The sequence below is a fragment of the Flavobacterium sp. genome (genome assembly GCF_043756175.1).
GTDB lineage: Bacteria > Bacteroidota > Bacteroidia > Flavobacteriales > Flavobacteriaceae > Flavobacterium.
The window spans coordinates 15,830-41,819 of record NZ_JAYURN010000133.1 but is presented as its reverse complement, the minus strand read 5'-3'; the positions used below and the strand labels follow the sequence as shown (position 1 = coordinate 41,819).

Genomic DNA, 25,990 nt, shown 5'->3' with positions numbered 1-25,990 from the left:
CCAATAAAAACAGTGATGGTAAAAAAAATTTTATTTTTAACAGGAACTCGAGCTGATTTTGGTAAAATAAAATCACTTATTCAAATCCTTGAAAACTACAAAGATTTTGAAGTTTTTGTATTTGTAACCGGAATGCATTTGCAAAAAGAATACGGATTTACTCTCTTAGAAATTGAGCGTTGTGGGTTTTCAAACGTTCATACTTTTGAGAATCACACTCACGAAACCACAATGGATTTGACCTTGGCAAAAACCATCGAGGGTTTGTCTGCTTATGTCAAAAATTGTCTCCCAGACATGATTGTAATTCATGGGGATAGAGTCGAAGCGCTAGCAGGTGCTATAGTAGGATCACTCAATAACATACTTGTGTCACATGTAGAAGGCGGTGAGGTTTCTGGAACTATTGATGAACTCATACGACATTCAACTAGTAAAATGAGTCATGTTCATTTCGTATCTAACGAATTAGCAAAAAATAGATTAATGCAAATGGGGGAGTTGTCGGAATCTGTTTTTACAATAGGTTCGCCCGATGTAGATATTATGTTTTCTAACGATTTACCCGATTTAGAAACCGTAAAGGATTATTACGAAATTCCTTTTGATGCATATGCTGTAGTGATGTTTCACCCTGTAACTACCGAAGCAAAATACATGCAACAATATGCAGATGATTTTGTAGCATCTTTATTAGAAGACACTCATAATTATGTGGTTATTTTCCCAAACAATGATCTAGGAAGCAATGTTATATTACAAGCCTACGAAAAACTAAAAAACAACAACCGCTTCCGAATTTTTCCTTCGTTGCGTTTCGAATATTTTTTGACCTTACTAAAAAAAGCACAGTTTATTATAGGAAATAGCAGCGCGGGAATTCGAGAAGCACCTTATTATGGTTTGCCTATCATTAACATAGGAACCCGCCAGCAAAATAGAGCTTTGCATGCTGATATTATCAATGTAGATTATACTAAAGAAAGTATTGAAGAAGCCTTGCAAATTATTGATACACATGCGATTTTGCCATCAAAAAGCGATTATGGTACAGGCAATAGCGCACAATTGTTTTTAAATTCATTATTAAATAACGATATTTGGCGACTCAATCATCAAAAACAATTTAAAGATATTTACTTATAATGTTTTTTAACTCACTTCACTTTGCAGCTTTTTTACCAATAGTCTTTATATTATATTGGTTTGTTTGTAACAAAAATAAATCGGGACAAAATAGTTTGTTAATTATCGCTAGTTATTATTTTTACGCTTGTTGGGATTGGCGTTTTCTCTTTTTATTAGTTTTTTCTACACTTTTAGATTATTTTTCAGGTATTCAAATAGAAAAAAGTAATTCGGTTCGTGAAAGTAAGTTTTGGTTTTGGTTAAGCATTATTATTAATTTAGGATTTTTAGGCATTTTTAAATATTATAATTTCTTTGCCATTTCGTTTGCCGAATTAATTAACGGTTTTGGTTTTCAAGTCAATCCATTATTGATAAAAGTGATTTTACCTGTTGGTATTTCGTTCTATACTTTTCATGGTTTATCCTATGTGATTGATATCTATTACAAAAGAATTAAAGCCGAATATAATTTTATAGATTATTCACTTTTCGTAAGTTATTTTCCTCTGTTAGTGGCTGGTCCAATTGAACGTGCCACACATTTATTACCACAAGTAAAAGTAAAAAGAGAATTCAATTTTCAAAAGGCAAATGAAGGAATTCATCAAATTATTTGGGGATTAGTCAAAAAAGTAGTTATTGCAGATTCTTGTGCCATGTATGCCAATGAAGTATTCAACAATCAAGAACAAATGAATTCGTTGTCACTAATTTTGGGAGCCATTTATTTTTCTTTTCAAATTTATGGTGATTTTTCAGGGTATTCTGATATAGCTTTAGGAACTTCAAAATTATTTGGTATCGATTTATTAAAGAATTTCAATTTTCCATATTTCTCAAGAGATATTGCCGAGTTTTGGCGTCGTTGGCACATTTCTTTATCATCATGGTTTAGAGATTATTTATACATACCATTAGGTGGAAGTATAGGCGGAAAATGGATGCAAGTACGAAATACATTTATTATCTTTTTAGTGAGCGGATTTTGGCATGGCGCCAACTGGACATTCATCGCTTGGGGATTAATTAATGCTATATACTTCTTGCCTTTATTGTTATTAAACAGGAATAGAAGTAATTTAGAAGATATTAATTTCAAATGGAATGTTCAAGGGTTACAAACCATTATCAATATTTTGCTTACTTTTTCGATTACCACATTTGCTTGGATCTTTTTCAGAGCTAAATCTATTTCTGAAGCGTTGTTGTACGTTAAAAATATGTTTACCAACTTAAACTTTGAAATTCAATATTTATCAAACGAACGTTACGCTCCAGAATTACTATTATTAATAGGTGTTTTTGTAATGATTGAATGGTTTCATAAATACAAAACCGAACCTATTTCTGGAGAACATGAAAATATTAAATTGTTGTTTTGCATTTTGGCTATTTTGGCTTTAGGTGTTTTTTCTGATTATAAAGAGTTTATTTATTTTCAGTTTTAATTATTGAAATCGCCAGTAATAATAAGTTTGCGTAAAAGACACCTATGGTTAAAAAGGCGACGCAATAGGTATCTCAAAATAATTAAATTTTAAACATATGAGAATATTTATAAAACATTTTCTAAAAATATTACTTATACTGGTTGTAAGCGCCTATGCGTTAGATTTTTTTTACACAAATGTTTTTGAGAAATCTTTACCCAGAACTAAATTTCAAAACTTAAGAGCTTTAAAAAATAAATCTTTAGATTATGTTTTTTTAGGTTCATCTCGGGTTGAAAACGGAATTTCCCCTGAAGTAATTAAAAATAAAACAGGGAAAACAGCAATGAATTTAGGCTTTCAAGCTTCAAAAATGGCAGATATTTATTTAATTCTTCAGCTTTTAGACGAATATCATATTAATTATAAAAAAGCATTTATCCAGGTGGATTATATTTTTAATATAGAAAACGGATTTTCAAATGTTCTGAGTTATGAAATTTTACCTTTCATAAATGAAAATAAATTAATTTCCAATCATTGTCAATTAAATGATAAAAATAATTTTTGGAGAAATATCAATATTCCTTTTTACCGATATAGTATAACTTCTCAAAAAATAGGGATTAGAGAAATAGTTTCAAATCTAATTAAAAAACAAACTAATGTTTTTAAGGATAATGGATATTCACCTTTGTATGGTGATTTTTCAATTGGTAAATATGGTTTGCCTAAAAAAATAGCTTTAAAAAACAAATATTATGATTCAGTTGTAAATTATAGTTTGAAAAATAATAAAGAAGTTGTTTACTTTATAGCACCATTTAGAATATCAAATAACGATTTTAGTTTTGTTCAAAAATTGGAAACTAAAATCCTCGGGTTAAAAAATTTTTCAAATGAATTGCCACACAATAAATATTTTCAAAATAATAATCATTTAAATAATGATGGCGCTATTGCTTTTACAACAATTCTAACTGAAAAACTAAGATTGTAAACTAAAAACAGTTGTAAAGGATATTGTAAAAAAGACATTTGTGCTTACTGTAAGCTCTTGTGTGTTATTTTTTTTTAACAAATATTTTTGAAAAATCATTATCTGTTGTAGATGCTTACCAAACACAAGCTTTTCAAAATGATTTAAGTCAAGAGATTAGTCATCAAATGTTTTTGCAGTCTTTAGAAAAAAACGATATTTGGCAACTCAATCACCAAAAGCAATTTAGAAATATATAGTTTCTGTAAATTTTAAGATAAAATGAAGAAGTACATTTATAAGATTGTTAAAATACTGCTCCCTGTTTCTTTACTCAATAAATTGAAAACAAAAGTAGAAAGCAGAAATAGAGATAAGTTTTTAACTAATCTAAAACGAGATGTTTTAAGTTTTTATCAGGATAAAAATCTTAATAATGATATAGAAACTAACCAAGTTATAAGTTTTTTAAAAGAAAATCCAATTTCAGTTTTTCCTTATGAATTTTCGAAAAAATATAAAAAAGGAGATATTAATGTTTATTTAGACCAATCTATAGGTTTGAAATATGTTGTTCATGAAAATAAAAGATTGTACTTCAAACGATCTATGTCTACTATTGGCATAAAAAGTTTGTACCAAGGTTTGCAACTTGATCAAGATCCACAATCTCCACATCTTTATCTTACAGAAAGTTTTAAACTAACATCTAAAGATGTAATAGCAGATATAGGTTCAGCAGAAGGAAACTTTACACTTTCTAACATAGAAAAAGTGTCAAAAGCATACCTTTTCGAATCGGATGATGAATGGATTGAAGCCCTTGAAGCAACTTTTAGACCATGGAAAGAAAAAGTGAATATTATAAATAAATATGTTACTGATAGGGATTCCGATGAAACCATTAGTATGAATACTTTTTACAATTCAAATCCAGACATTTCTTTTTTTAAAGTTGATATTGAAGGAGAAGAACAAATTTTTTTAAATGCATGTGCTCCTTTGTTTAAAGAAAAAAATAATTTTAAAATTGCTATTTGTACATATCATAAACAAAATGATTGTTTAGATTTTACAGGACAATTGAGTCAAATGGGATTTCAAGTCGAACACTCTAACGGTTTTATGTTATTTGTTTTTGATAATGATATCAAAGAGCCCTATTTGAGAAGAGGTTTAATTCGCGCACAGAAAAATTAAGTCTTTATGATTAAAGAATCAAACATCGCTTTACTAACAACAGTTGCTAATTTTGAATTGTATAAAAAAACGTCACCACTATTTCCTCAAAACATTCAAAAGTATGTGATTGATGGAACAAATGGTATGCATGGTTATGATAGTATAAAATACATGTTAAATAAACTCAAGAATAAAAATATTGAGTGGTTGGTTATGGCAGATGAAGATGTTATTTTTAGTAATCCAAATGCTATTTTTGAGATTATTGAGCATATGAAACACAATGATTATAGTGTTTGCGGCGTGAGAGATGGAGGAATGATTCCACATAGAAAACAAAATCCATATCTGATAAACACTTTTTTTTCGATTATTCATTTTTCAGAAATCGAAAATATTTGGAAAAAAAAAGAAGTTGATAAAAACCAATACATCAAAAAAAATGAGTTCGATGACAATCTTTCTAGTCTCATTCATGAATATAATGTTTCAAGTATTTACGAACCTTATTACTGTTTTTATCTTTGGTTGAGGCGAAAAGGGAAAAAAATTCTTTTTTTAGATGCGAATGTTCCTTTTGAAGAAGATATAATCACCAATAGTGTAAATGATCATAGAGGGAATAAGATGTTGTATCATACATGGTATGCCAGAGCTTATGGAGTTAATGAGAAACACACCAAACGAATTGACAAAATATTCAGTTTATTATCAGTAAAAAACGACAATTTTATAAAACCTATTATTTTTAAAGACAATACATTTGCTTTTAGAAAAAGAATTAGTAAGTTTATTGCTAAAGTTGTAGCAAAAGTAAAATAAAATTAATGAAAAAGTTAGGTGTTGTAATAACCGATGGAGTAGGTTTTAGAAATTTTATTTTAAGCGATTTTATCAAAGAATCTAAAGTTGCTTTTGATAAAGTAGTAATATTCTCATGTTTACCAAAATCGGTTTATGAATCACAAAATTTAAATTGTGAAATCGTCGAATTAGATGTTTTTCAAGAAAAATTCCCTACTTGGTTTTTCAGAAAAGCCAAAGAAGTAACACATTTGCAATTACATGCTAAAGGAAATTTTGGTATACAAGATAATTTGCGAGTAACAAGATCGAAAGCAAACAATCCTCAGGGAATTGCGACTCGTTTTCTACATAAGTTTTCAAATAAGGTACATTCAGAAAAATGGATTCTTCGTTACAATAAATGGCAACAACTGACTTTTAAATCTAACCCCATTACTTTAAAGTACAAGGATTTGCTAAAAGAATATAATGTAGATATGTTGTTCTTTACACACCAACGGCCACCTTATATTGCACCATTTATTCTGGCTGCAGAAGAGTTGAAAATTAAAACTACTGCTTTTATTTTTAGCTGGGATAATTTAGCTTCCAAAGGAAGAATGGCTGGTAATTTTGATTATTATTTAGTTTGGAGCGATTTGATGAAACAAGAATTATTACATTTCTATCAATCCATAAAGCCAAATCAGATTGAAATTGTAGGAACACCTCAATTTGAACCTTATATTCTAGATCGTTACGGTATGTCTAAAGAAAATTTCTTAAAGCGATTTAATTTAGATTCGAATTTGCCAACAATGTTGTTTAGTTGCGGAGATGTTTCAACAAGTAAAAATGACCCACTTTATATAGAAACGATAGCAAAAGTAATTCAAAATAATAAAATAATTAAAAAAGTAAATCTATTGGTACGAACTTCTCCAGCAGAAGAGCCTACTCGATTTGCCGCTTTAGCTGAAAAGTATCCTTTTATTAAATGGAATTATCCTGATTGGAAACAAGCACGTTCGAATCATCAAGAATCATGGTCTCAAAGAATTCCTTCCGAAGAAGATGTTACAGATTTAAAATCTGTTTTGATGTTTACTGATGTAAGTGTCAATATGCTTTCTACTATGAGTTTAGATAATATGCTGTTTGATAAACCTGTAATTAACACAGTTTTTGGAAATGCAAACAACGGCCTGTATGATGACCAACGATTTTTGAACTATGCACATATTCAAAAAGTAGTTGAAAGTAGAGCCGTGACCATTGCAAAAAATGAATTAGAATTGCTTTCAGCCATCAATCAATGTTTAGAGACACCAGATTATAAATTTAAAGAGCAAAAAGCACTTTTAGATTTGCAAATTGGTAAGCCTTTAGAAAATACAAGTAAAAGAATTTCAGAAGCCTTAAGAAATTGGTTAAATTGATGAAGAGTAATAAAAAAACAGCAATTATTTGCAATTATGTCCTAACTCCAGACAGAATAGGAGGTATGGATCGTTTTTTTTGGCTTTTTGATCAAAAATGTAAAGCCGAAGGATATACTGTTTCTTGGTATTTTCCAAATACTAGTTCATATGGTCAATATGAGAATTTGAACATGATTGACTCAAAAGGTAATCAGCTAGAAGCTTTCTTTATTGAACACATCAAAGAAAATGATTTAAAGTACGACACAATAGTTACTCATTTTGTGGAGTTGTGCACTCCTTTTTATAAAAAGATAAAATCACATTATCCATCTAAAATCATTTGCGTAGACCATAATCCTAGACCTATTGGAGGTTATGCTTTAAAGAAGAAAATAAATAAAATGATAAAGGGATTTTTGTATGCCAAATATATCGATATTTTTGTTTGTGTTTCCGAAAGCACATTGAAATGTTTAATGATTGATTTCGGGAATCAGGTAGCGCCAAAAGCCAAAATTATTTATAATGGGATTGATGTTGAAAAATATCTCCTCAAGGATAATTTCAATAAAACGAACAATTTTATTGTAGCCTGTCATCTAAGAAAAGAAAAGGGTATTCAGGATTTAATTTTAGCCGTTAAGGATATTGTTTGCTCACGTAAGGATATTGATTTCAAAATTGACATTTTTGGAAAAGGAGATTATGAAATGGTATTGAAGCAAATGATTAAGGAATATTCCCTTCAGAAGTATTTTAATTTTGAAGGAAGCGTGAGTAACTTATATGAATGCTACCATAAATATGACTATTTAATACATCCATCTCACGGTGAAACATTCTGTTATACGGTGGTAGAAAGTTTGCTTTCTAATTTGCCTGTGATTACAACCCAAAAAGAAGGGAATGTATTAAATTTAGTTAAGGATAACGAAAATGGTTATGTATTCGAAGCTAGAAATACAAGCCAGTTAAGAAATATCATATATAAAGTAATTGAGTCAAACCATATACCTCATGATTTTTCTATTATTAATATGAGAAAAAATGATTTTTCCATTGAAAAAATGGTACACCAACATATTTCTATTTTATGAAAATAGCATTCCTAACCCCCGAATACCCGCATGAAATTACCAGAGCCTCTGGTGGAATAGGTACCAGTATAAAAAATCTTGCTGAAAGCTTAGTGTCTAATGGACACAGCGTACGTGTTTTAGTTTATGGTCAAGATAAAGAAGAATTTTTTACAGATAAAGATATTGTGGTTCAAAGGATAAATAGCGTAAAGATAAAAGGTCTTTCATGGTATTTTACTCGGAAAAAGCTCGAGAAAATAATTGATAAGCTTTACGCTGAAAAAGAAATTGATCTGTTGGAAGCCCCAGATTGGACAGGGATTACCTCTTTTATTCAGCCTGAAAAATGCCCAGTCGTTATACGCTTAAATGGGAGTGACACTTATTTTTGTCACTTAGATAACAGGCCTGTAAAATGGATAAATCGTTTTCATGAAAAGAGGGCTTTACAAAAAGCTGATGCCTATATTTCAGTAAGTAAATATACAGCTTCATTGACCAATCAGTTATTTAATCAAAATAATAAATTTACAATAATACCTAATAGCATTAATTGTAATAATTTTAATTTTACTTTATTAGAAGAAGATTCATCTAAGCAAATAATATTGTATTTTGGAACACTAATACGGAAAAAAGGATTGTTAGAATTGCCTTATATTTTTAATAAAATAATGGATAAGCACCCTAACGTTCAATTACAACTAGTCGGTAGAGACTCACCAGATATTATATCGGGAAATAGCTCAACATGGTCTATGATGCAAGCAATGTTTTCAAATAAGGCATTAAATAATGTAACTTATATCGGAGGGGTTTCTCATAATGAAATAAAAGAATATATTAGCAGAGCCACTATATGTGTTTTTCCTACTTTTGCCGAAGCCTTGCCGCTTTCGTGGCTAGAGGCAATGGCTATGAGAAAAGCAATTGTAGCGTCTGATATTGGTTGGGCTGAAGAAATTATTCAAAACGGAATTAACGGTTATTTGGCTAACCCAAAAGACCATCAAGGTTATGCAGATAAAATAAATCTGCTTCTAGAAAACAAGGATTTAGCAAATCAAATTGGAATCAATGCCCGTTTGAGAATTGAAGAAGCTTTTGATGCTAAAAAAGTGGTTATTCAAAATGTAGAATTTTATAAAAATAGTATTCGTAAAAAATAATGAGTTTAGAATTAAAAGAATATTGCACGAAGTCAGGTGAGTCTATTTTGTATATGGGAACACCTAATTTTAAGATGTTAGATGAATTAGCAGATGGAGCTGGAGATGTTTGGCACTCCTCTTTTGAGCAGGGTTATAAAAATGTATTTCCCGAACTGGTCTATCAAGCATGTGTTTTTGTTTGGTATATCAATGATTTTGATAATTTAGAACAATGTGTAAGCTGGAAGGTTAATCCTCATCAGTTTGCCGTTAGAAAATCAGTATGGGAAAAAACAAAAGGTTTCGATTCTGATTATGAATCTGTTCAAATGCAAGCCTTAGATTTTGGCTATATAGGTTTAATATTTTTAGGAATAGTGCCTTTATATGTTAAAAATCTTTTTGAATCCAATCAGTCTGAATCTGTTGAAATCTCTAAAAAAGACAGATATGCTTTTTATATAAAAAATTTCAAAGTAGACCACGCTCTTTTTATGATTTACAGAAAAGGGTTTTGGAAAATTTCCGAATGGAAGGCATTTTTTAGAGCAAAAAGACTATTCAAACAACGCACAAAATCTCAAGTTGTAAATTCTAGAGAATTAAAAGAAATTGAAGGAAAACCAACAGCGAGTTATATTATTCCAACCATGTTCAGGCAAGATTATACTTTACAATTGTTAGGTGATTTAGCAAATCAAGAATATCCATTGTCGCAAGTGGTTGTGGTCGATGCAACTCCTGAAAGCGAGAGAGACGAATCACTATATCAATTGAGAGAATATCCCTTCGAGTTAAAAGTGGTTTGGCAACAATCTAAAGGAAGTTGCAGAGCCAGAAACGAAGCTATTGAATTATGTACTGGAGATTATATCGTTTTTGGAGATGATGATGTTAGAGTATTACCGAGTTTTATAGGAAATCATATTAAGTTTTTGCAAACTTATAATACGGGAGCATGTAACGGATTAGATATTAGAGCGGATCATCACAAACAAAACTTTGTCGATTTAGAAAATAAATTGCAACATTATGGAAGTTCTAGATGGAAAGCAGGCGTAACTTCTAGTTTTAGTAACGCCAATTCTTGTGTTAAAAGAGAATATGTCGAAAAATTAGTAGGGAACGATGTCAATTTTGATGGAGGATATGGTGAAGATGGCGATTTTGGATTATCGCTTGCAAAAATTGGAGTAACTGTTATGTTCAATCCTCACGCGACCAATTTGCATTTGAAGCCACCAAGTGGTGGTTACAGATGGTGGGGAGCACAAGCTAAAATTCTGGGAAAAAAAAGAAAACAACAACCATGGGAATTAGATACGCCAGTAAAATTTATTCGCCCTGTGCCAAGTCCTACGGTTATGTACGGAATAATGAAACAGTTTACACCACAGCAACTAATAGAATATAAACACAAACACTTTAGCTATTATTTATTTGGTGGTTCTAAAATGTATTTTTTGTTTAGATTATTACGACTTCCTTATAAAAACTTGCAGTTTAAAAAGTCTATATTTTATGCAAAAAAACTGATAGATTTAGGAATAATATACAAATAACCGATTCTATGAAGTTTACACTAATCATATGTACTTATCAGCGTCCACTACCCTTGTTGAAATTGTTGCAATCGGTTCATTTGCAATCGGTTTATCCTGATGAAATTCTTATTGTTGATGGTTCAACAAATGAGGATACGAAAAGTATACTCACCAAAAATGCATTTCAAAATTTGAAATATTTTCTGGTTTCTTATAATGACAGAGGATTAACCAAGCAACGAAATTTTGGAATTAAAAAAGTAGCTAGTTCATCTGAAATTGTTTGTTTTTTAGATGATGATACGGTTTTAGAACACAACTATTTTGAAGAAATTCTTAAGACATATGCGAAGCATCAAAATGCGTTAGGAGTTGGAGGTTATATTATCAATGAAAATAGTTGGACTTTTGTTGGTAATAATTACAAACCTGCTCTCAAAGAGTTTTATTACGATGGCTGGAAAATTAAAGAAGGAAGCCGATTCGTATTAAGGAAATTGTTAGGGTTAGATAGCAATCAACCACCTGGGTATTCCTCCGGTTATTCACATGGTAGAAGTGTAGGTTTTTTACCTCCTTCTGATAAAACATATATGGTAGAACAGTTGATGGGAGGTGTTTCATCATTTAAAAAAGAAGTGTTTGATACATTTCAATTTTCAACCTACTTCGAAGGATATGGTTTGTATGAAGATGCGGATTTTACACTTCGAGTTTCCAAAAAAGGACAACTCTATATAAATACTGCGGCTAAATTAAATCACTACCACGATCCGGCCGGAAGACCAAATCAATATCAATACGGTAAAATGGTGGTCAGAAATGGGTGGTATGTATGGAGAATTAAAAATCCTAATCCCAGTATAATTGATAAATTAAAATGGAATTGCATTACAATATTATTGACATTCATTAGATTTAGTAATGTATTTGCAAAATCAAAATCAAAAGAAGCATTTACAGAAGCGTTGGGCCGAACTGTTAGTTGGTGGAGTTTGTGGTTTGATAGACCAAAAACAAATAATTAAATCTATAAATTCGATGTAATTAAAAAGCATTAGTTCGAATAAACTCTCGTATATCAATTTCATAAAAAGAAACATACTCTTAAGAAAAAAAGAACGTAAAGGCAAATTCACAAGTCATCTAAAATGATCTCTACTGAATATTTAATTCTATAAAACAGAATCTCAAATAAATTTAACACTAAAAATACTAAATTTACAATCTAATTTTAATCTACTTTCAATAATCACCTTTTTTAAATTTAACAATAAAGAATAATAAATGAATAAAATTGATTTTTCTATTAAAAGGGTTAATCTAGCCATTATCATAATCTCATCTTTAATGATGTTAATCGTCTTAAATCTTCCTTTTAAGGCGAAGCCTTTTGGAGATATAACATTTCATATTGAATCAAAGAATCTGGCTTTGTTTATAAAAGGAAAAACCTCTTATGATAAAGTTGTTATAACTAAAGCCCCAGGTCCAATAATTTTTTACACACCGGTTTATTTATTGGCGCCAGATGATGCGACTGATAATCAGCTTTGGGTTTATGGTGTAGTATTTACATCCATTATTATTACAATTAGTTTAATACTTATTTTTAGAATTGGTTTTTCTTTTTTTTCCAAAGAAGTAGGCCTTTTAAGTGTTTTGTTGTTTTTTATTTTCCCCATTCATTGTTATTATTCTTTGGGGATATTAGCAGAAGCTCCTGCGTTTTTTTCTTTGGCTTTAGCGATATACGGATGGTCAATTGCATTTGCTGAACCTAAAAAAATATCTGGTTGGATTATTCTAACACTAGGTATGTGGTTTTTGATATTAAACAGACCGAACACATTGTTACTTTTAGGATTAATCTGTTTAGTGATTTTGTATTCTTTTTTTAAGAATAAATTATTTTTCAAAAAATATGGAAAAAAATTGGGGCTCACTGTTTTGATTGTTTCAATTATGGGTATTGGTGTTTTGCAATTGGCAAAAAACATAACAGGAAATGAATTTTCATCCAGTCAAGATTCACTTCTTTATTATGTGGCACATCAAGGAAGATTTCAGTTTAGAGAGGAGCCAACCGATTTTCGTTTTTGGGATAATGAAGTTCGATCAGATAGTAAAGATTATCAAAATTGGGTAAAAAGCACAGAAGTGTTGTCTGCAGTTGTGACAACATCTAAGAGCTCCAATGAAGTATATAGAAAATTTTTAATTGACGATGCCATTGAACATCCATATTGGTTCACAAGACAGTTTTTTGTAAAGTGTTTTTATGGCCACGTTTATTTCATTAACAGTGTCCAACCTGATGAATTTGATTTAGGGCCATTAAAAGGTCCTGTTGGATATTGGATTTTTATTTTGATTGTGAATTCTATTAATTTAATTATTGTAGTAGGTGCAATATTATTTTTATTTAATGAGAAAAATTTAATTCATTATTGGATTTTTTGGGGGGTTATTATTTCGTTGCTTATCTTCCATGGACTAACTTATATGGAACCAAGATATATTTTTCCTTCCAGAGTGGCTTTATATATTATGAGTGCTGCGGGTTTGTATCGAATTCATTGGATACAAAAAGCAATCAATAAAATTTCAATTTATATGTTTCCAAATAGAATCAAGTCCGATTTTAATAACTAGGAGTAACTTTTTTCGACGTGTCTTTACTTTTTTATATTTTTGTAATGATATTTTAATTTTATTAACTCTAAGGGAGCATTAAAATAGTCTAATAATTTTATTTTTGATCCTTTTTGATCTTTCCATGTGTTAACAAAGAATTCTTGTGCAATTTCATTGATATCGACATTAGGATGTTTTATTTTTGTACGACAGAATAATTCTATATCAAAAAACCATTTGGATTTGAATTCTTCCTTAAAAAGGGATTTGATAATATTAATTCTAAAAAACTTGAAACCACATTGTGTGTCATATACTGCAGTTTTTAAAAGCCAATTACTAACAACAGTAGCGAAAATTCTTCCTAAAACATATCTGATAAATTTTCGTTCTACATTACCTCCTACGTGTTTAATTCGTGATCCGAAAACAATAAGTTTTTGATTGTTAATAAAAATTTTTGAAATTCTATCTATTTCATCTAACGGTGTTGCTAAATCAGCATCTAGAAATCCAAGAATATCATGTTTTTTTTGAGATAATAGGTAATTAATACCACTTCTGACTGTTTCTGCTTTACCTAAATTAATTTTATTATCAAGAACAGCGATTTGAAATGGATATTTAGAAAAAAAAGCTTGTAATATTTTTAAAGTTTTATCTGTACTTCCATCATTTACAAAACAAAAAAAATGATTTTTATTTTTAATTATATGTTTTTCAAATTCTAGTAATGAGATTCTATTTTCTTCATTATAACATGGTACAACGATTCCAATCTGAAATGAAATGTTTTGAGTTTCTATCATTTATTTGTCTATTTTTCCAAATGCTACACATGAAACTCCTGCTAATTTATTTTTGTTAATATAATTTGCATCAAAGCTACTGATGAAAAGTAGTATTTTATTTAAAAGGGGATGAACAGGCTTCATTTCGGAAGTGAATTCTTTAGGTGGGAATAAATTAGATATTTTTCTGCTAATCCACACTAAAGGGAATAATGTTCCATATAGATAATATATAGATTGTAAAGTAAATTGGCTTTTTAAAAACAATTTTTTTAAGGAGGTTATTGTATATCTTCTATAATGGCATAAATATTCATCATGAGCTGACCATAATGATTGAAATGCAGGGACAGTAATAAAAAAATAATTATTATTACCGATTGCATTATTTTTTATATCAGTTAACATTTGAATATCATCTTCTAAATGTTCTAAAACATCCATTAAAATGATTAATGAATTAGAAATAGAATTTGGTATTGTATTTTGTTTGACCAATTGTGTGTTTAAAGAATTATTAATTTCTTCTTCAGTGTATTCGGTATCTATTAAGTAACAAATGTTAATTTTATCTGGAAAAGTATTTAATATTTCTTTTGCAAAAAAGCCTGAACCCGAACCAACGTCAATGATGTCATATTTAATTGAACAGGGTAATTTCTTGAAATAATTTAAGAGAGGAAGTTTTTTACTTTGATAATACCAATGCGTATTTTGGTCAACGCAAGATGAAATTTCCTTTATGTCCATAGAATATAAGATTAGAGTAAAATAAATATTTTGTAAATATAAAGGTCTTTTTTTAAAATCAATTATAGTTAAAGAGAATTATTAAATAAGCAACTCTATAGGTGATAAATAAAAACTTCTGCTCAATTTTTTTGTATGAAATAATTGGGTATTTCAAAAATAAAAACTTTCCTAATTTGAATTAAAAGTAAACATAATTAATTTATTCTTTTTGATTAGAAATGCTATATTTACTCCATAAAATGTTTAACCACTATGACAGTTTTCCAACTGATCACGTCAGACTATAAAAAATATAAAAAATATGGAGGTCATTTCTTTTCCATCGTTTTTTTTACACAAGGTTTTTGGGCTATTTTTCAATACCGAATAGCGCATTTTTGTATGACTAAAATTACTTTGTTTCCAATAAATGTTTTATTTAAAATACCATTGTTTTTTTGGCAAAAAATCATCGAAATAACAACAGGAATTTCAATCCCTGCTTCGGCAAAAATTGGACATTCATTTTATATAGGTCATTTTGGAGGTGTTATTTTTAATGCAAATACCATTATTGGTGATAATTGTAATATTTCTCAAGGTGTAACTATTGGAGTTTCTGGTCAGGATGATAATCGCGGTGTTCCCATTATTGGAAACAATGTATATGTAGGGGCAAATTCAGTCATTGCTGGCAAAATTCATGTTGGAAATAATGCATTAATAGGTTCTTGCTCACTAGTGATTAGTAGTGTCGAAGAAAGTGCTGTTGTGCTTGGTGTTCCAGCGGTTATGATTTCAAATAAAGGATCTAAAGGATATATTTAATGAAATTATTAGTAGTCTCTAATGCGCCGATAATTAATAAAAGTAACCATTGGTTTGCTTATAGTCCATACGTTACAGAAATGGAAATTTGGGCAAAATATGCCGATGAAATAGCTTTTTGTTGCCCAGAATGGAAGCAAGATAACGGACTGTTAGTTTCTGAAATTCCATTTAAAATTTCTAAAATATTTTTGCTTTCTGATTTTAATATCAAATCCTTTTCAAATGGGATTCAATCTTTTTTTCAAATCTTTTATAATTTTTTTATACTATTTAAAGCGATGTTTTGGGCAGATCATATTCATTTGCGATGTCCAGGAAATGTTGGTTTGTTAGCTTCGATAGTACAATTATTTTTCCCGCATAAAATAAAAACCGCCAAATATGCGGGCAATTGGGATCCGAAAGCAAAACATCCGTTTAGTTATCGTTTGCAAAAGTATATCTTGAGTCATGCTTTTTTGACTCGAAATATACAAGTTTTAGTCTATGGCGAATGGGAAAATAGCACCAGAAACATCAAGCCTTTTTTTACGGCAACCTATAAAGAATTCGAAAAGGAAGCAATTTTGCCTAGGAATTTGCAGGGCATTATAAAAATAATGTTTGTAGGTACTTTATCGATAGGAAAAAGACCATTGTATGCTATTCAATTGACAGAAAAATTAATTCAAAACGGTTTCCAAATTGAATTGTCCATTTTTGGAGAAGGAGTGGAAAGAAAAAATATTGAAGATTATATATCAAAACTTAAGCTAGAACATTCTGTCACTTTATATGGAAATAAAACTACTTCCATAATACAAAAAGCTTATCAGGAAAGTCATTTTATACTGTTGCCCTCACAAAGTGAAGGTTGGCCAAAAGTCATTGCCGAGGGTATGTTCTGGGGTTGTGTTCCCATTTCGACTCCTATTTCTTGTGTTCCTAATATGTTAGATTATGGTAATAGGGGTTTGTTATTACAAGTTGATTTAGAAAAAGATGCTCAGACAATTCAAGAGCTAATTAGTAATGAAGCATTTTACCAGGAAACTATTGCTAATGGAGTGCAATGGTCTAGAAAGTATACTTTAGATTATTTAGAACAAGAAATAAAGTTACTTTTGCAATCATGAGAGTTTTACAAATCATAGATTCCTTAGATGCCGGTGGTGCAGAGCGTATGGCAGTAAATTATGCTAATGCACTTGCTCATGAAATTGATTTTTCTGGTTTGGTTGTAACCAGAAAAGAAGGCCCATTATTAAGTCAAATAGATGATAAAGTCAAATATTTATGTCTAAATAAAAAAGGGACATTCGATTTTAAATCACTTTTTTATTTAAAAAAATTTGTTAGAGAAAATCAAGTAAAGTTTATACATGCTCATAGTACTTCGTTTTTTATCGCTTTTTTATTAAAATTACTATGTCCTAATTTAAAATTAATTTGGCACGATCATTATGGTGATAGTGAGTTTCTATCAAAAAGACCTTCATTTGTTTTAAAAATAACAATTCCTTTTTTTAGTAAAGTTATTGCCGTAAATCATAAACTGAAAGATTGGGTTGAACAAAAATTGAATTTTAAAAAAGTTGTTTATTTACCAAATTTTCCAACAATAGCTAATGAAGTCTTAGAGAAAACAATTTTAAAAGGAAACAATGAAAAGCGAATAGTTTGTTTGGCAAATTTAAGAGAGCAAAAAAATCATGTGTTGTTACTTAAAGTAGCAGAAAAATTAAAAAAATCACATACAGAATGGACTTTTCATCTTGTAGGTAAAGATTTTGAAGATGATTATTCAAAATACATTAAAGAATTAATTAGTAAGAATGAACTGAAAAACAATGTATATTGTTATGGAACAAGAGAAGATATAAAAAATATTCTAGACCAGTCTCAAATAGGAATTCTCACCTCAAGTTCCGAAGGTTTGCCTATTGCTTTGTTAGAATACGGTCTTTATAAAAAGCCCGTTGTGGTAACAAATGTTGGAGAAATACCTTTATTGATTGTTAATTATCAAAATGGTTTCTCAGTTGTTTCAAACGATGAAGACTTGTTCTATACGTCATTGGTTAAATTAATAGACGATCATGTTTTAATGAATGTGTTTGGCGAAGCGCTTTACAAAACGGTTTATGATGATTATTCCAAAGAGACAATTATAAAAAAATACATAAATTGGTTGCAAAATGAAAACTAAAAATTTAAGCTATAGTTCTATTATATTGCTACATATAGCATTCGGAGTAGTTATTTTTTTTTATTCAAAATTATCAGTTCCATATGGTTTAGGGATTTTATCAATCAGTTTTTTAATAATTTTAAAAACACAAAATTCAAAAAATCAAGTTTTATATATCGCTGCTTATGCTATGGGTAGTGAAGTGATTTTAAGAATGACAGGTGGTATTGTTTTATATGAAATTGGGAAATATTCGATAATTTTTTTTATGCTTATGGGTATATATTTTTCAGGGTTTTCAAAAAACTCTTTCCCCTATTGGACCTATATTGTTATTTTAATACCCGGAATTATTGTTGCATCAATCACTTTAAATTTAAATGCTAATATAATAAAATCTATTTCCTTTAACATATCAGGACCTATTTGCCTGGGTGTTTCGGCATTGTATTGTTATCAACGAAGAATCACTTTAAAGGAATTAGACAATGTCATGTTAGCAATGCTTTGTCCTATTATAACCACAGTTACTTATATGTATTTATATACACCTAGTATAAAAGAAGTGATAACTGGAACTGACTCTAATTTTGAAACATCCGGCGGTTTTGGTCCCAATCAGGTATCAACAATTTTAGGGTTAGGTGTTTTTTTAATATTTACGAGACTAATATTCCATTCTAAAGAAAAATGGGTAATTGTTACTAATATAGTTATATTGTTAATTATGACCTTTCGAGGTATTGTAACTTTTTCACGAGGCGGTATGATTTGCGCAATTGTAATGATCATTTTGCTAATGACGGTCTTGTTTTTTGTAACCAATCGTTCGGCTAAGGTAAAACTTCTATGGACTATTGTATTTTCTATTTTTGCATTTTTAATTATTTGGAGTTATAGTTCTAATCAAACTAACGGATTTATAGATAAACGTTATGCAAATGAGGATGCGGCTGGTAGGGCGAAATCTAGTATGCTTACTGGTCGAGAAGAAATTATGGGTGGTGAAATAAATATGTTTTTAGAAAACCCAATTATAGGTGTTGGTATTGGTAAAGCTAAAGAAAACAGAATGGAAACTTTTGGGCATACTGTTGCTTCTCATAACGAGATAACAAGAATGCTAGCTGAACACGGGATGTTAGGCGTGTTGGCATTACTTATTTTAATCATAACGCCGTTAGCATTGTATATGAATAATAGGAAAAATATATATTTATTATCGTTCTTTGCTTTTTGGATACTCACTATAAACCACGCCGCGATGCGTTTGGCAGCTCCAGCTTTTGTATATGCCTTGTCCTTATTGCATGTTTATAGTATTGAAGAACAAAAGAAACTAAATCAGAATTTTGAAGAAAAATAGATATATTTTTAGATATTTGTAAAAACGGGTTAGTATGACTTCTAAAGCTAAAATGCATTTCGAAATTTCTGAAAGAAAAATTCTTCTTAGGTTTTTTGACGTAGTTTTTGTTTTAGGATTATTACATTTATTAGGAATTATTTTTGATTTTCATTATTTTAAAATTTCAGAAACTAATTTTTATTGGACGATTATCTTGTCTGTATATGTTTTGTTTTTTGGTTCTGTTTTTGAAATGTATAATCTGCAAGTAGCCAGTAACCAATTTCAAATCACCAAAAGCATTGTATTGGCAACCTCTACGACTGTATTATCGTATTTACTAACGCCAATTATTACACCAACACTCCCGGAAAAGCGTTTGCAAATATTACTTTTTTACACCTCTATTTTGCTGTCATTATTTTTATGGAGAATAATTTATGTCAGGTTTTTTGCTTCAACAAGATTTGGTAAAAAAGTTATTTTAATTTGTGATAAAGAAGAATTAGAAGGATTAGTTAAAGGATTGCAAAGTGTAGATCCTCATTACAAAATTGAAGGTTATATAAATTCTGATGCAAGAGACTCAAAAGGATTTGAATACAATTTTGTATCTCATATCGATTTAGATAATATTGAAGATTTTATAATTCAAAAAGGTGTTTCAGAAATTGTTATTGCCTCACAAAAAACTGAAGGAATCACAGTCGAATTGTATAATAAACTCATAAAATTTCTGGAAAATGGTTTTGTAATACGGGAATATACGCAGGTTTATGAGAGTATTACCCAACGTATTCCAGTACAATATTTAGCTCGAGATTTTTATAAATATTTTCCGTTTTCAAGAAGTAATCAAAATAAATTATACTTAATAGTAGCAAGGTTTTTAGAGATTTCAATATCACTTTTTGGGATTTTAGGAGGTGTTCTTATATTGCCATTTATCTTGCTGGGAAATCTACTGGGAAATCGTGGTCCACTATTTTACACTCAAGAAAGAGTAGGAAAAAATGGGAAAACATTCGAAATTTATAAACTTCGTTCTATGATTATCAATGCCGAAACCTCTGGAGCCGTTTTTGCAACAGCAAACGACACTAGGATAACACCTTTTGGTAAATTTTTGAGAAAATCGAGATTAGATGAAGTGCCGCAGTTTATTAATGTACTAAAAGGAGATATGTCAGTAATTGGGCCAAGACCAGAAAGACCTATTTTTGTTAAAGAAATTGCTCAAATTATGCCGTTTTATGAAACCCGTCATGTCTTGAAACCCGGACTTACAGGTTGGGCACAAGTAAATTATTCTTACGGAGAAACTATTGAAGATAGTCTGATAAAATTGCAGTATGATTTGTATTACATCAAACACAGAAGCGTTTATCTTGATTTGAATATTATTGTCAAAACGATTAGTACAGTACTTTTTTATAAAGGACAGTAGATAAATTTAAGATTTAAGATTTTAGACTTGAGATTTTAGATTGCTCCCGCCAGTTGACTCTTTTAGACTCGGATTAGATTTAAAAAACAATCGTAAAAGCAATATAAATGTTGCCATTACAATAGGTAAAACGATTGGAAAATGAATTTTTCCTATCATATAAAAGCAATAAGTCCCCAAGAATAATAAACCTATTAAACTCACTTTTTTAATCCATTTTGTGTTGTTTTTAATCATAAAAAAAACAAGAAATAAAAACAATGGATTGAGTAGTAAAATATTATAATTCCAGTATAATTCTTTGTGGAAAGAGTAAATACTCATAAAAGAAAACAATAATCCTATTATTCCTAACACAGAAAAATAAATAATATTAGTTGCTTTTTGATTCAAAATCACAAATAATAATAAAACAGCTATTAATGAATAAATACTGTCTAAATAAGAAGTTGGAGTTGTTCTATCAGCTTCAAAAATAGTATTTGTTTCAGAAACTAAAGGTTTGCTCTTGTATGAAATTATTTTTAAATTATTGTATAAATCTAACGGAAGAAAAATAGTAGTTGCTTGCTTGTCTACTTTTTGCCCAAAAATAAGATTGATCCCCAATTCATTGTAAAAATGATTTTCTGCATACGGATATAAAACTTCTCTGTATGTTGAACTATTAATATTTTTCTTAACAACGGGTTTGTTATCCAATACTTCATTTACAATGTCAACCACTTTTGTGGTGCAATTTCTATCGATAAATTTATAGGTGTAAAATGTGTTTTCTGGTAAAAGGGAAGTGTTTAATTTGTTAAATAAATTCTGTTTTTCAATAAGAGATAAGTCTAAAACCTGCTCGTAAATAGAGCGATTGTCTTCTCTGTAACTATACTCAAAATCTATATAAGGATAAGATGTTGCATAATATTGTAAATCTCCTTTTGTAAATTTTGCAACAAAATTTTCGGTAGCAAAATCAAACATTCCGTAGTTGTAAACCAAGTCGATATTCAATTTAGAATCTTGAATTCTCAATGCAGTATGTCCGTATAAAGAATGCACTTCGTCAGCAAGTCCTACGGTGATAATGCTAATTCTTGTGTTCTCGGAAATGGGAAATTGTTGGCAATATCCCATCGAAAATTGTATAAAACAAAACAGAAAAAGTATTTTTTTTGTCATCGAAACAAATTTATCGGAAGATACTTAAATCAACTTTCAACGAAAATACGTTTGAATATAAAGCGGCACTTTGGTTTCCTAAATCGGTCAGTGCATAATCGATAGCAATGCCTTTGTACTGAAACCCGACGCCCAAATTAGGTTGAAATCCTATTTTTTTGCTACCATCTATTTGTAGTATTTTCTGAAAATTACCAAAACCAGCTCTCAAAAACGCTAAATTGTTATAACCATATTCAAACCCTAAAGCAGGATCTATACTCGCGAAACTAGTAGAGATTAAATCATTTGTTTGTTGAAATTGCATATTCAAATTTGCCGAAGCCAGCAAACTTGTTTCATTGTGGAATTCGTATTTTTTAGCGACACCAAACTGTACTTTTGGTAAAGTAATTTCGCTGCTTTCTGGTAAATCCTGATTTTGTAATGGGCTTAATGTTTGTGCGTCTTTTATTTTTTGATATTCTTTTTCATTAATATTCCAAATGTTATAAGTTGTGGTAATATCACGAACCATAAGTCCCAATTGCCAATCATTTTTTTCGAATTGTAAACCCAAATCGAAACCAAATCCCCACGAACTAGCAAAATCTCCAATAATTCTACGAATTACTTTAGCATTGGCACCATATTGAAATCCTTGCACAGGCAATTTCCGAGCATAAGAAAAGGTAAAACCATAATCTGCTGTCGAAAACAAACTAATTCTGTTATAATCTATGTTACCGTTGGCGTCAATCAATTGGGTTGTATTTAAAATATCATCAACACCAAAACGTATAATCGATGCTCCCCAAGCACTACGATCATCTATTTTTTTTGCATAAGCTGCATAATCATATTGTGCAATATTTGCAAAATAATTAGCATGCATAAGAGATGCTTCGCTGTCTTCAATTTTTAGTAAACCCGTCGGGTTCCAATAACCAGAATTTACATCGCTAGTATGTGCCACCATAGTATTTGCCATACCAAATGCACGAGCATCGACACCAATATTCATAAATTCGTTCGAATATTTACGAATCGTTTGCGCTTTTGTAAAGCTAAACGTGATTAAAATTATAAAAAATATGAGTTTTTTCAATGAAAATAAATTTCTACAAAGATTAAATAAAAATCTGACATAATAAACGCATCAATGTATAAACTTATTGTGCTAAATTTGCGTTATCGATAATTAAATCCTTTCAAAATGAACTTTAAAAAACATATTCCCAATATTATTACTTTATTAAACCTTTTTTGTGGATGCATTGCTCTGGTTTTTGCATTTCAACAAGAATTTTTATTGGCATTTTATTTTGTTTGTTTGGGAATTTTCTTTGATTTTTTTGATGGTTTTTTTGCTCGATTGTTTAAGGTTTCAAGTCCGCTTGGATTGCAATTGGATTCATTAGCAGATATGATAACCAGTGGAGTTGTTCCTGGCGTTATTATGTTTCAAATGTTGTTGAAATCATTTGGAGAAGAGAAAGTAATTAGTGTTTCTTCTTGGGATAATTCGGTCATGGTTTTACCGTTTTTAGGATTTATAATCACTTTAGGTGCTTGTTATCGTTTGGCAAATTTTAATATCGACACCCGTCAAACCGATTCATTTATAGGATTGCCAACACCTGCCAATGCTTTGTTTATTTTGAGTTTGCCTTTGGTTTTGCTAAATCCAAACTTAGAGTTTATTGCAAATTCGCTTCAAAATCATTGGGTTCTTATCACGATTTCTATAGTTAGTGCTTATGTTATGAATGCCGAAATTCCTTTGTTTTCATTAAAAATAAAAGATTTTACCTTCAAGAAAAATGTCTTACAAATTTTGTTTTTGGCTTCATCGGTATTGTTATTGCTTGTTTTTAGATATTTAGGAATTCCTATGATTATTATTTTTTATGTTTTGCTTTCGGTTGTGAATAATATGATTAATAAAAAATAATTTTTTAATGGCTGTACGAAAATCAGTTAAGTCTAAAAAGAAAAAATCATTTTTTAAAAGCAATACATTTTACGTATATATTTTCATTGTATTTATTTTGATTATAATATATAGTCAGCGAAATGTTTTGGCCTATTATTTAGGTTTTAAAACCGATAAAATTGTTGTAGAAACCAGAATCGCTCCGCTTGATAAAGTATTAGACGCACACATCGAGAAATCCTTTGGCATCGATATTTCTGAATACCAAGACAAAATCGATTGGGATAGTCCCAAAGAAATAGAAGGTGGTTTTCCTATCGAATTTGTTTTTATTCGTGCCACTGTTGGTAATGATAGAAGAGATTATAAGTTTAAAAAATATTGGAAAAAAGCCAAAGAAAAAAAGCTTATTTGTGGCGCTTATCATTATTATCGTCCTAACGAAAACTCAATAGAACAAGCGAATAATTTTATTAAAAATGTCAGATTGCATAAAGGTGATTTTCCACCAGTTTTAGATATTGAAAAATTACCCAAAGAACAATCTATCGAAAGACTAAAAGTAGGTTTGCAACGTTGGCTCGATGTTGTCGAAAAACATTATGGAGTAAAACCAATTATTTATAGTGGGGAGAGTTATTATAACGATTTTCTACAGGAAGATTTTTCAGATTATCCTTTCTGGATTGCAAATTATACTGCTTTTTATACTGATATTGATTCCGATTGGTCTGTTTGGCAAGTAACTGAAAACGGAAAAGTAACCGGAATAAAAGGCTGTGTAGATGTAAATATTTATAACGGAACTTCTTTAGATTTGAAGAAATTGTTGATAAAGTAAATCAAGAGGTTTCGATTTCTTTGTTTTTTAGAATAGTTCTAATAACAGTATATAGAATTGCAGTATTCCAATCATCTTTATAACTATAAGATTGATTTATATTTACTGGATTTTCTTGAGAATATATTGCAAAATAGGTTCTGTAATCTATTGTTCGTACATTTTCCCAAAGAATAATATTTTGTTTCTTCTTTAAAATAGAATTGGTTTCAATTATAATGTTTTCATCTGAGAAATGAACATTGCCAATTGATAATTGTACTTTATTTTGAAACTTTTCAATAAAGTCTGTTGCTATTTTATTGAAATGAAAATTCCATAAAGTTGTTAAAATTTCTAAATAATTATTGAAGTGTAAATTTTTATTAATTCCGTAAAAACTTTTAAAATTAATTTTAATAATTTTATTTTCGTTATTTCTAATGAAAATTTGGTAATCTCGGCCAATGGTAAACTTAGCTCCCTGAATCCATTTTACTCCATAACGATAATCTGTAATTTCGGAATTGTAAAACTTAGTAAAATAATCAGTTACTAAATCCTTATCTTCAAATTGAATGAAATCTGAATTAATAATGAGTTCTCTTTTACAATTGTCTAAAAAACTTCGTTTAATTGTTGTTTTAAATTCTAAATTAGGATTCATTAAAACTCCAATTTCTTTCTTCTTAACTCAAAGTTCTGACCTAAATAAACTCTTCGAACCATTTCGTCTTCTACTAATTCTTCCGGTACTCCAGCTTTTAGGATTCCGCCTTCAAACATCAAATACGTTTTATCGGTAATAGCAAGTGTTTCCTGTACGTTATGGTCGGTAATCAAGATACCAATATTCTTATTTTTAAGTTGGGCTACAATTCTCTGAATGTCTTCTACTGCAACGGGGTCTACTCCTGCAAAAGGTTCATCTAGTAAAATAAATTTAGGATCAGTCGCTAAACAACGTGCAATTTCGGTACGACGACGTTCGCCACCAGATAATAAATCACCACGATTGGTACGAATGTGTTGCAAACTAAATTCATCAATTAGCGATTCCATTTTTGCTTCTTGCTCTGCTTTCGACAATTTTGTGAGTTGCAAAACACTTAAAATATTATCTTCGATACTCAATTTTCTAAAAACAGAAGCTTCTTGTGCTAAATATCCAATACCGTTTTGTGCACGTTTGTACATAGGATAATCGGTAATATTCATATCGTCTAGATAGATATTTCCAGAATTTGGTTTTACTAAACCTACAATCATATAAAAAGAAGTGGTTTTTCCAGCACCATTTGGACCCAATAAACCTACGATTTCACCTTGATTTACTTCGACCGAAATACCTTTTACAACACTTCTTCCTTTATAGGTTTTCACTAAGTTTTCTGCTCTTAATATCATTCTTTATGGTTAT

General features: G+C 29.8%; 24 protein-coding genes. 18 read left to right on the top strand and 6 right to left on the bottom strand.

The window, feature by feature from the left end:
- Positions 1-15: 15 nt before the first annotated feature.
- The 11 genes from neuC (at position 16) to ACH2BP_RS10495 (ending at position 13,361) form a co-directional block, all read left to right on the top strand.
- Positions 16-1,146, top strand: a complete 1,131-nt coding sequence (gene neuC, locus ACH2BP_RS10545) for a UDP-N-acetylglucosamine 2-epimerase (RefSeq protein ID WP_395059663.1) — start codon at positions 16-18, stop codon at positions 1,144-1,146.
- The gene (locus tag ACH2BP_RS10540) at positions 1,146-2,579 is read left to right on the top strand and encodes an MBOAT family O-acyltransferase (RefSeq protein WP_395059661.1); all 1,434 of its coding nucleotides are present in this window, start codon (positions 1,146-1,148) and stop codon (positions 2,577-2,579) included. Before neuC ends, ACH2BP_RS10540 begins: the two co-directional genes overlap by 1 nt.
- A 97-nt stretch (positions 2,580-2,676) precedes the next feature.
- Positions 2,677-3,561: a hypothetical protein gene (locus ACH2BP_RS10535; RefSeq protein WP_395059659.1), complete on the top strand. Its 885-nt coding sequence runs from the start codon at positions 2,677-2,679 to the stop codon at positions 3,559-3,561.
- A gap of 321 nt (positions 3,562-3,882) precedes the next feature.
- A complete protein-coding gene (locus ACH2BP_RS10530) occupies positions 3,883-4,740 on the top strand; it encodes a hypothetical protein (protein ID WP_395059658.1) in 858 nt (285 codons plus the stop codon).
- 6 nt (positions 4,741-4,746) lie between these two features.
- Positions 4,747-5,544, top strand: a complete 798-nt coding sequence (locus ACH2BP_RS10525; protein ID WP_395059656.1) for a hypothetical protein — start codon at positions 4,747-4,749, stop codon at positions 5,542-5,544.
- A gap of 5 nt (positions 5,545-5,549) precedes the next feature.
- The gene (locus ACH2BP_RS10520; RefSeq protein ID WP_395059654.1) at positions 5,550-6,947 is read left to right on the top strand and encodes a hypothetical protein; all 1,398 of its coding nucleotides are present in this window, start codon (positions 5,550-5,552) and stop codon (positions 6,945-6,947) included.
- Entirely contained in the window at positions 6,947-8,029 is a 1,083-nt protein-coding gene (locus tag ACH2BP_RS10515) for a glycosyltransferase family 4 protein (RefSeq protein WP_395059652.1), read from the top strand. Before ACH2BP_RS10520 ends, ACH2BP_RS10515 begins: the two co-directional genes overlap by 1 nt.
- Entirely contained in the window at positions 8,026-9,180 is a 1,155-nt protein-coding gene (locus ACH2BP_RS10510) for a glycosyltransferase family 4 protein (RefSeq protein WP_395059650.1), read from the top strand. Before ACH2BP_RS10515 ends, ACH2BP_RS10510 begins: the two co-directional genes overlap by 4 nt.
- Positions 9,180-10,724, top strand: coding sequence for a glycosyltransferase family 2 protein (locus ACH2BP_RS10505; RefSeq protein ID WP_395059648.1), 1,545 nt, complete (start codon positions 9,180-9,182; stop codon positions 10,722-10,724). The genes ACH2BP_RS10510 and ACH2BP_RS10505 overlap by 1 nt, the downstream gene beginning before the upstream one ends.
- An 8-nt stretch (positions 10,725-10,732) precedes the next feature.
- Positions 10,733-11,734 (top strand): glycosyltransferase family 2 protein, encoded by a 1,002-nt coding sequence (locus ACH2BP_RS10500; protein ID WP_395059646.1) that lies wholly within the window; start codon positions 10,733-10,735, stop codon positions 11,732-11,734.
- Between the two features lie 259 nt (positions 11,735-11,993).
- Complete coding sequence (locus tag ACH2BP_RS10495; RefSeq protein ID WP_395059644.1) at positions 11,994-13,361, top strand: hypothetical protein; 1,368 nt, start codon at positions 11,994-11,996, stop codon at positions 13,359-13,361.
- A 23-nt stretch (positions 13,362-13,384) separates the two neighbouring features.
- Here the strand turns inward: ACH2BP_RS10495 and ACH2BP_RS10490 are convergent, their stop codons facing one another.
- Entirely contained in the window at positions 13,385-14,152 is a 768-nt protein-coding gene (locus ACH2BP_RS10490) for a glycosyltransferase (protein ID WP_395059642.1), read from the bottom strand.
- Entirely contained in the window at positions 14,153-14,884 is a 732-nt protein-coding gene (locus tag ACH2BP_RS10485) for a methyltransferase domain-containing protein (RefSeq protein WP_395059640.1), read from the bottom strand.
- A gap of 255 nt (positions 14,885-15,139) precedes the next feature.
- On the opposite strand from ACH2BP_RS10485, the gene ACH2BP_RS10480 reads away from it, so the two are divergent.
- Genes ACH2BP_RS10480 through ACH2BP_RS10460 form a run of 5 tightly spaced genes read left to right on the top strand, consistent with a single transcriptional unit; the run spans position 15,140 to position 20,662 of the window.
- Positions 15,140-15,694 carry a serine O-acetyltransferase gene (locus ACH2BP_RS10480; RefSeq protein WP_395059638.1) on the top strand — a complete coding sequence of 185 codons (555 nt, stop codon included), beginning with the start codon at positions 15,140-15,142 and terminating at the stop codon, positions 15,692-15,694.
- Complete coding sequence (locus tag ACH2BP_RS10475) at positions 15,694-16,812, top strand: glycosyltransferase family 4 protein (protein ID WP_395059636.1); 1,119 nt, start codon at positions 15,694-15,696, stop codon at positions 16,810-16,812. Before ACH2BP_RS10480 ends, ACH2BP_RS10475 begins: the two co-directional genes overlap by 1 nt.
- Positions 16,809-17,885 carry a glycosyltransferase family 4 protein gene (locus tag ACH2BP_RS10470; protein WP_395059634.1) on the top strand — a complete coding sequence of 359 codons (1,077 nt, stop codon included), beginning with the start codon at positions 16,809-16,811 and terminating at the stop codon, positions 17,883-17,885. The genes ACH2BP_RS10475 and ACH2BP_RS10470 overlap by 4 nt, the downstream gene beginning before the upstream one ends.
- Positions 17,875-19,233, top strand: a complete 1,359-nt coding sequence (locus ACH2BP_RS10465) for an O-antigen ligase family protein (protein WP_395059633.1) — start codon at positions 17,875-17,877, stop codon at positions 19,231-19,233. The genes ACH2BP_RS10470 and ACH2BP_RS10465 overlap by 11 nt, the downstream gene beginning before the upstream one ends.
- A gap of 34 nt (positions 19,234-19,267) precedes the next feature.
- Positions 19,268-20,662: an exopolysaccharide biosynthesis polyprenyl glycosylphosphotransferase gene (locus ACH2BP_RS10460; RefSeq protein ID WP_395059632.1), complete on the top strand. Its 1,395-nt coding sequence runs from the start codon at positions 19,268-19,270 to the stop codon at positions 20,660-20,662.
- A gap of 21 nt (positions 20,663-20,683) precedes the next feature.
- Here ACH2BP_RS10460 and ACH2BP_RS10455 read toward each other — a convergent pair whose 3' ends face one another.
- Both ACH2BP_RS10455 and ACH2BP_RS10450 read right to left on the bottom strand, forming a co-directional pair.
- Entirely contained in the window at positions 20,684-21,835 is a 1,152-nt protein-coding gene (locus ACH2BP_RS10455; protein WP_395059630.1) for a DUF4105 domain-containing protein, read from the bottom strand.
- A gap of 10 nt (positions 21,836-21,845) precedes the next feature.
- Positions 21,846-22,838 (bottom strand): PorV/PorQ family protein, encoded by a 993-nt coding sequence (locus tag ACH2BP_RS10450; RefSeq protein ID WP_395059727.1) that lies wholly within the window; start codon positions 22,836-22,838, stop codon positions 21,846-21,848.
- A gap of 192 nt (positions 22,839-23,030) precedes the next feature.
- Between ACH2BP_RS10450 and ACH2BP_RS10445 the strand changes: the two genes are divergently transcribed.
- On the top strand, positions 23,031-23,768 hold the full coding sequence (locus tag ACH2BP_RS10445; protein ID WP_395059628.1) for a CDP-alcohol phosphatidyltransferase family protein: 738 nt from the start codon (positions 23,031-23,033) through the stop codon (positions 23,766-23,768).
- A 97-nt stretch (positions 23,769-23,865) separates the two neighbouring features.
- Positions 23,866-24,591, top strand: coding sequence for a glycoside hydrolase family 25 protein (locus ACH2BP_RS10440; protein WP_395059626.1), 726 nt, complete (start codon positions 23,866-23,868; stop codon positions 24,589-24,591).
- A 1-nt stretch (position 24,592) separates the two neighbouring features.
- On the opposite strand, the gene ACH2BP_RS10435 is transcribed toward ACH2BP_RS10440, so the two are convergent.
- The gene (locus tag ACH2BP_RS10435) at positions 24,593-25,237 is read right to left on the bottom strand and encodes a hypothetical protein (RefSeq protein WP_395059625.1); all 645 of its coding nucleotides are present in this window, start codon (positions 25,235-25,237) and stop codon (positions 24,593-24,595) included.
- A complete protein-coding gene (lptB, locus tag ACH2BP_RS10430; protein ID WP_395059624.1) occupies positions 25,237-25,977 on the bottom strand; it encodes an LPS export ABC transporter ATP-binding protein in 741 nt (246 codons plus the stop codon). Before lptB ends, ACH2BP_RS10435 begins: the two co-directional genes overlap by 1 nt.
- Positions 25,978-25,990 lie beyond the last annotated feature (13 nt).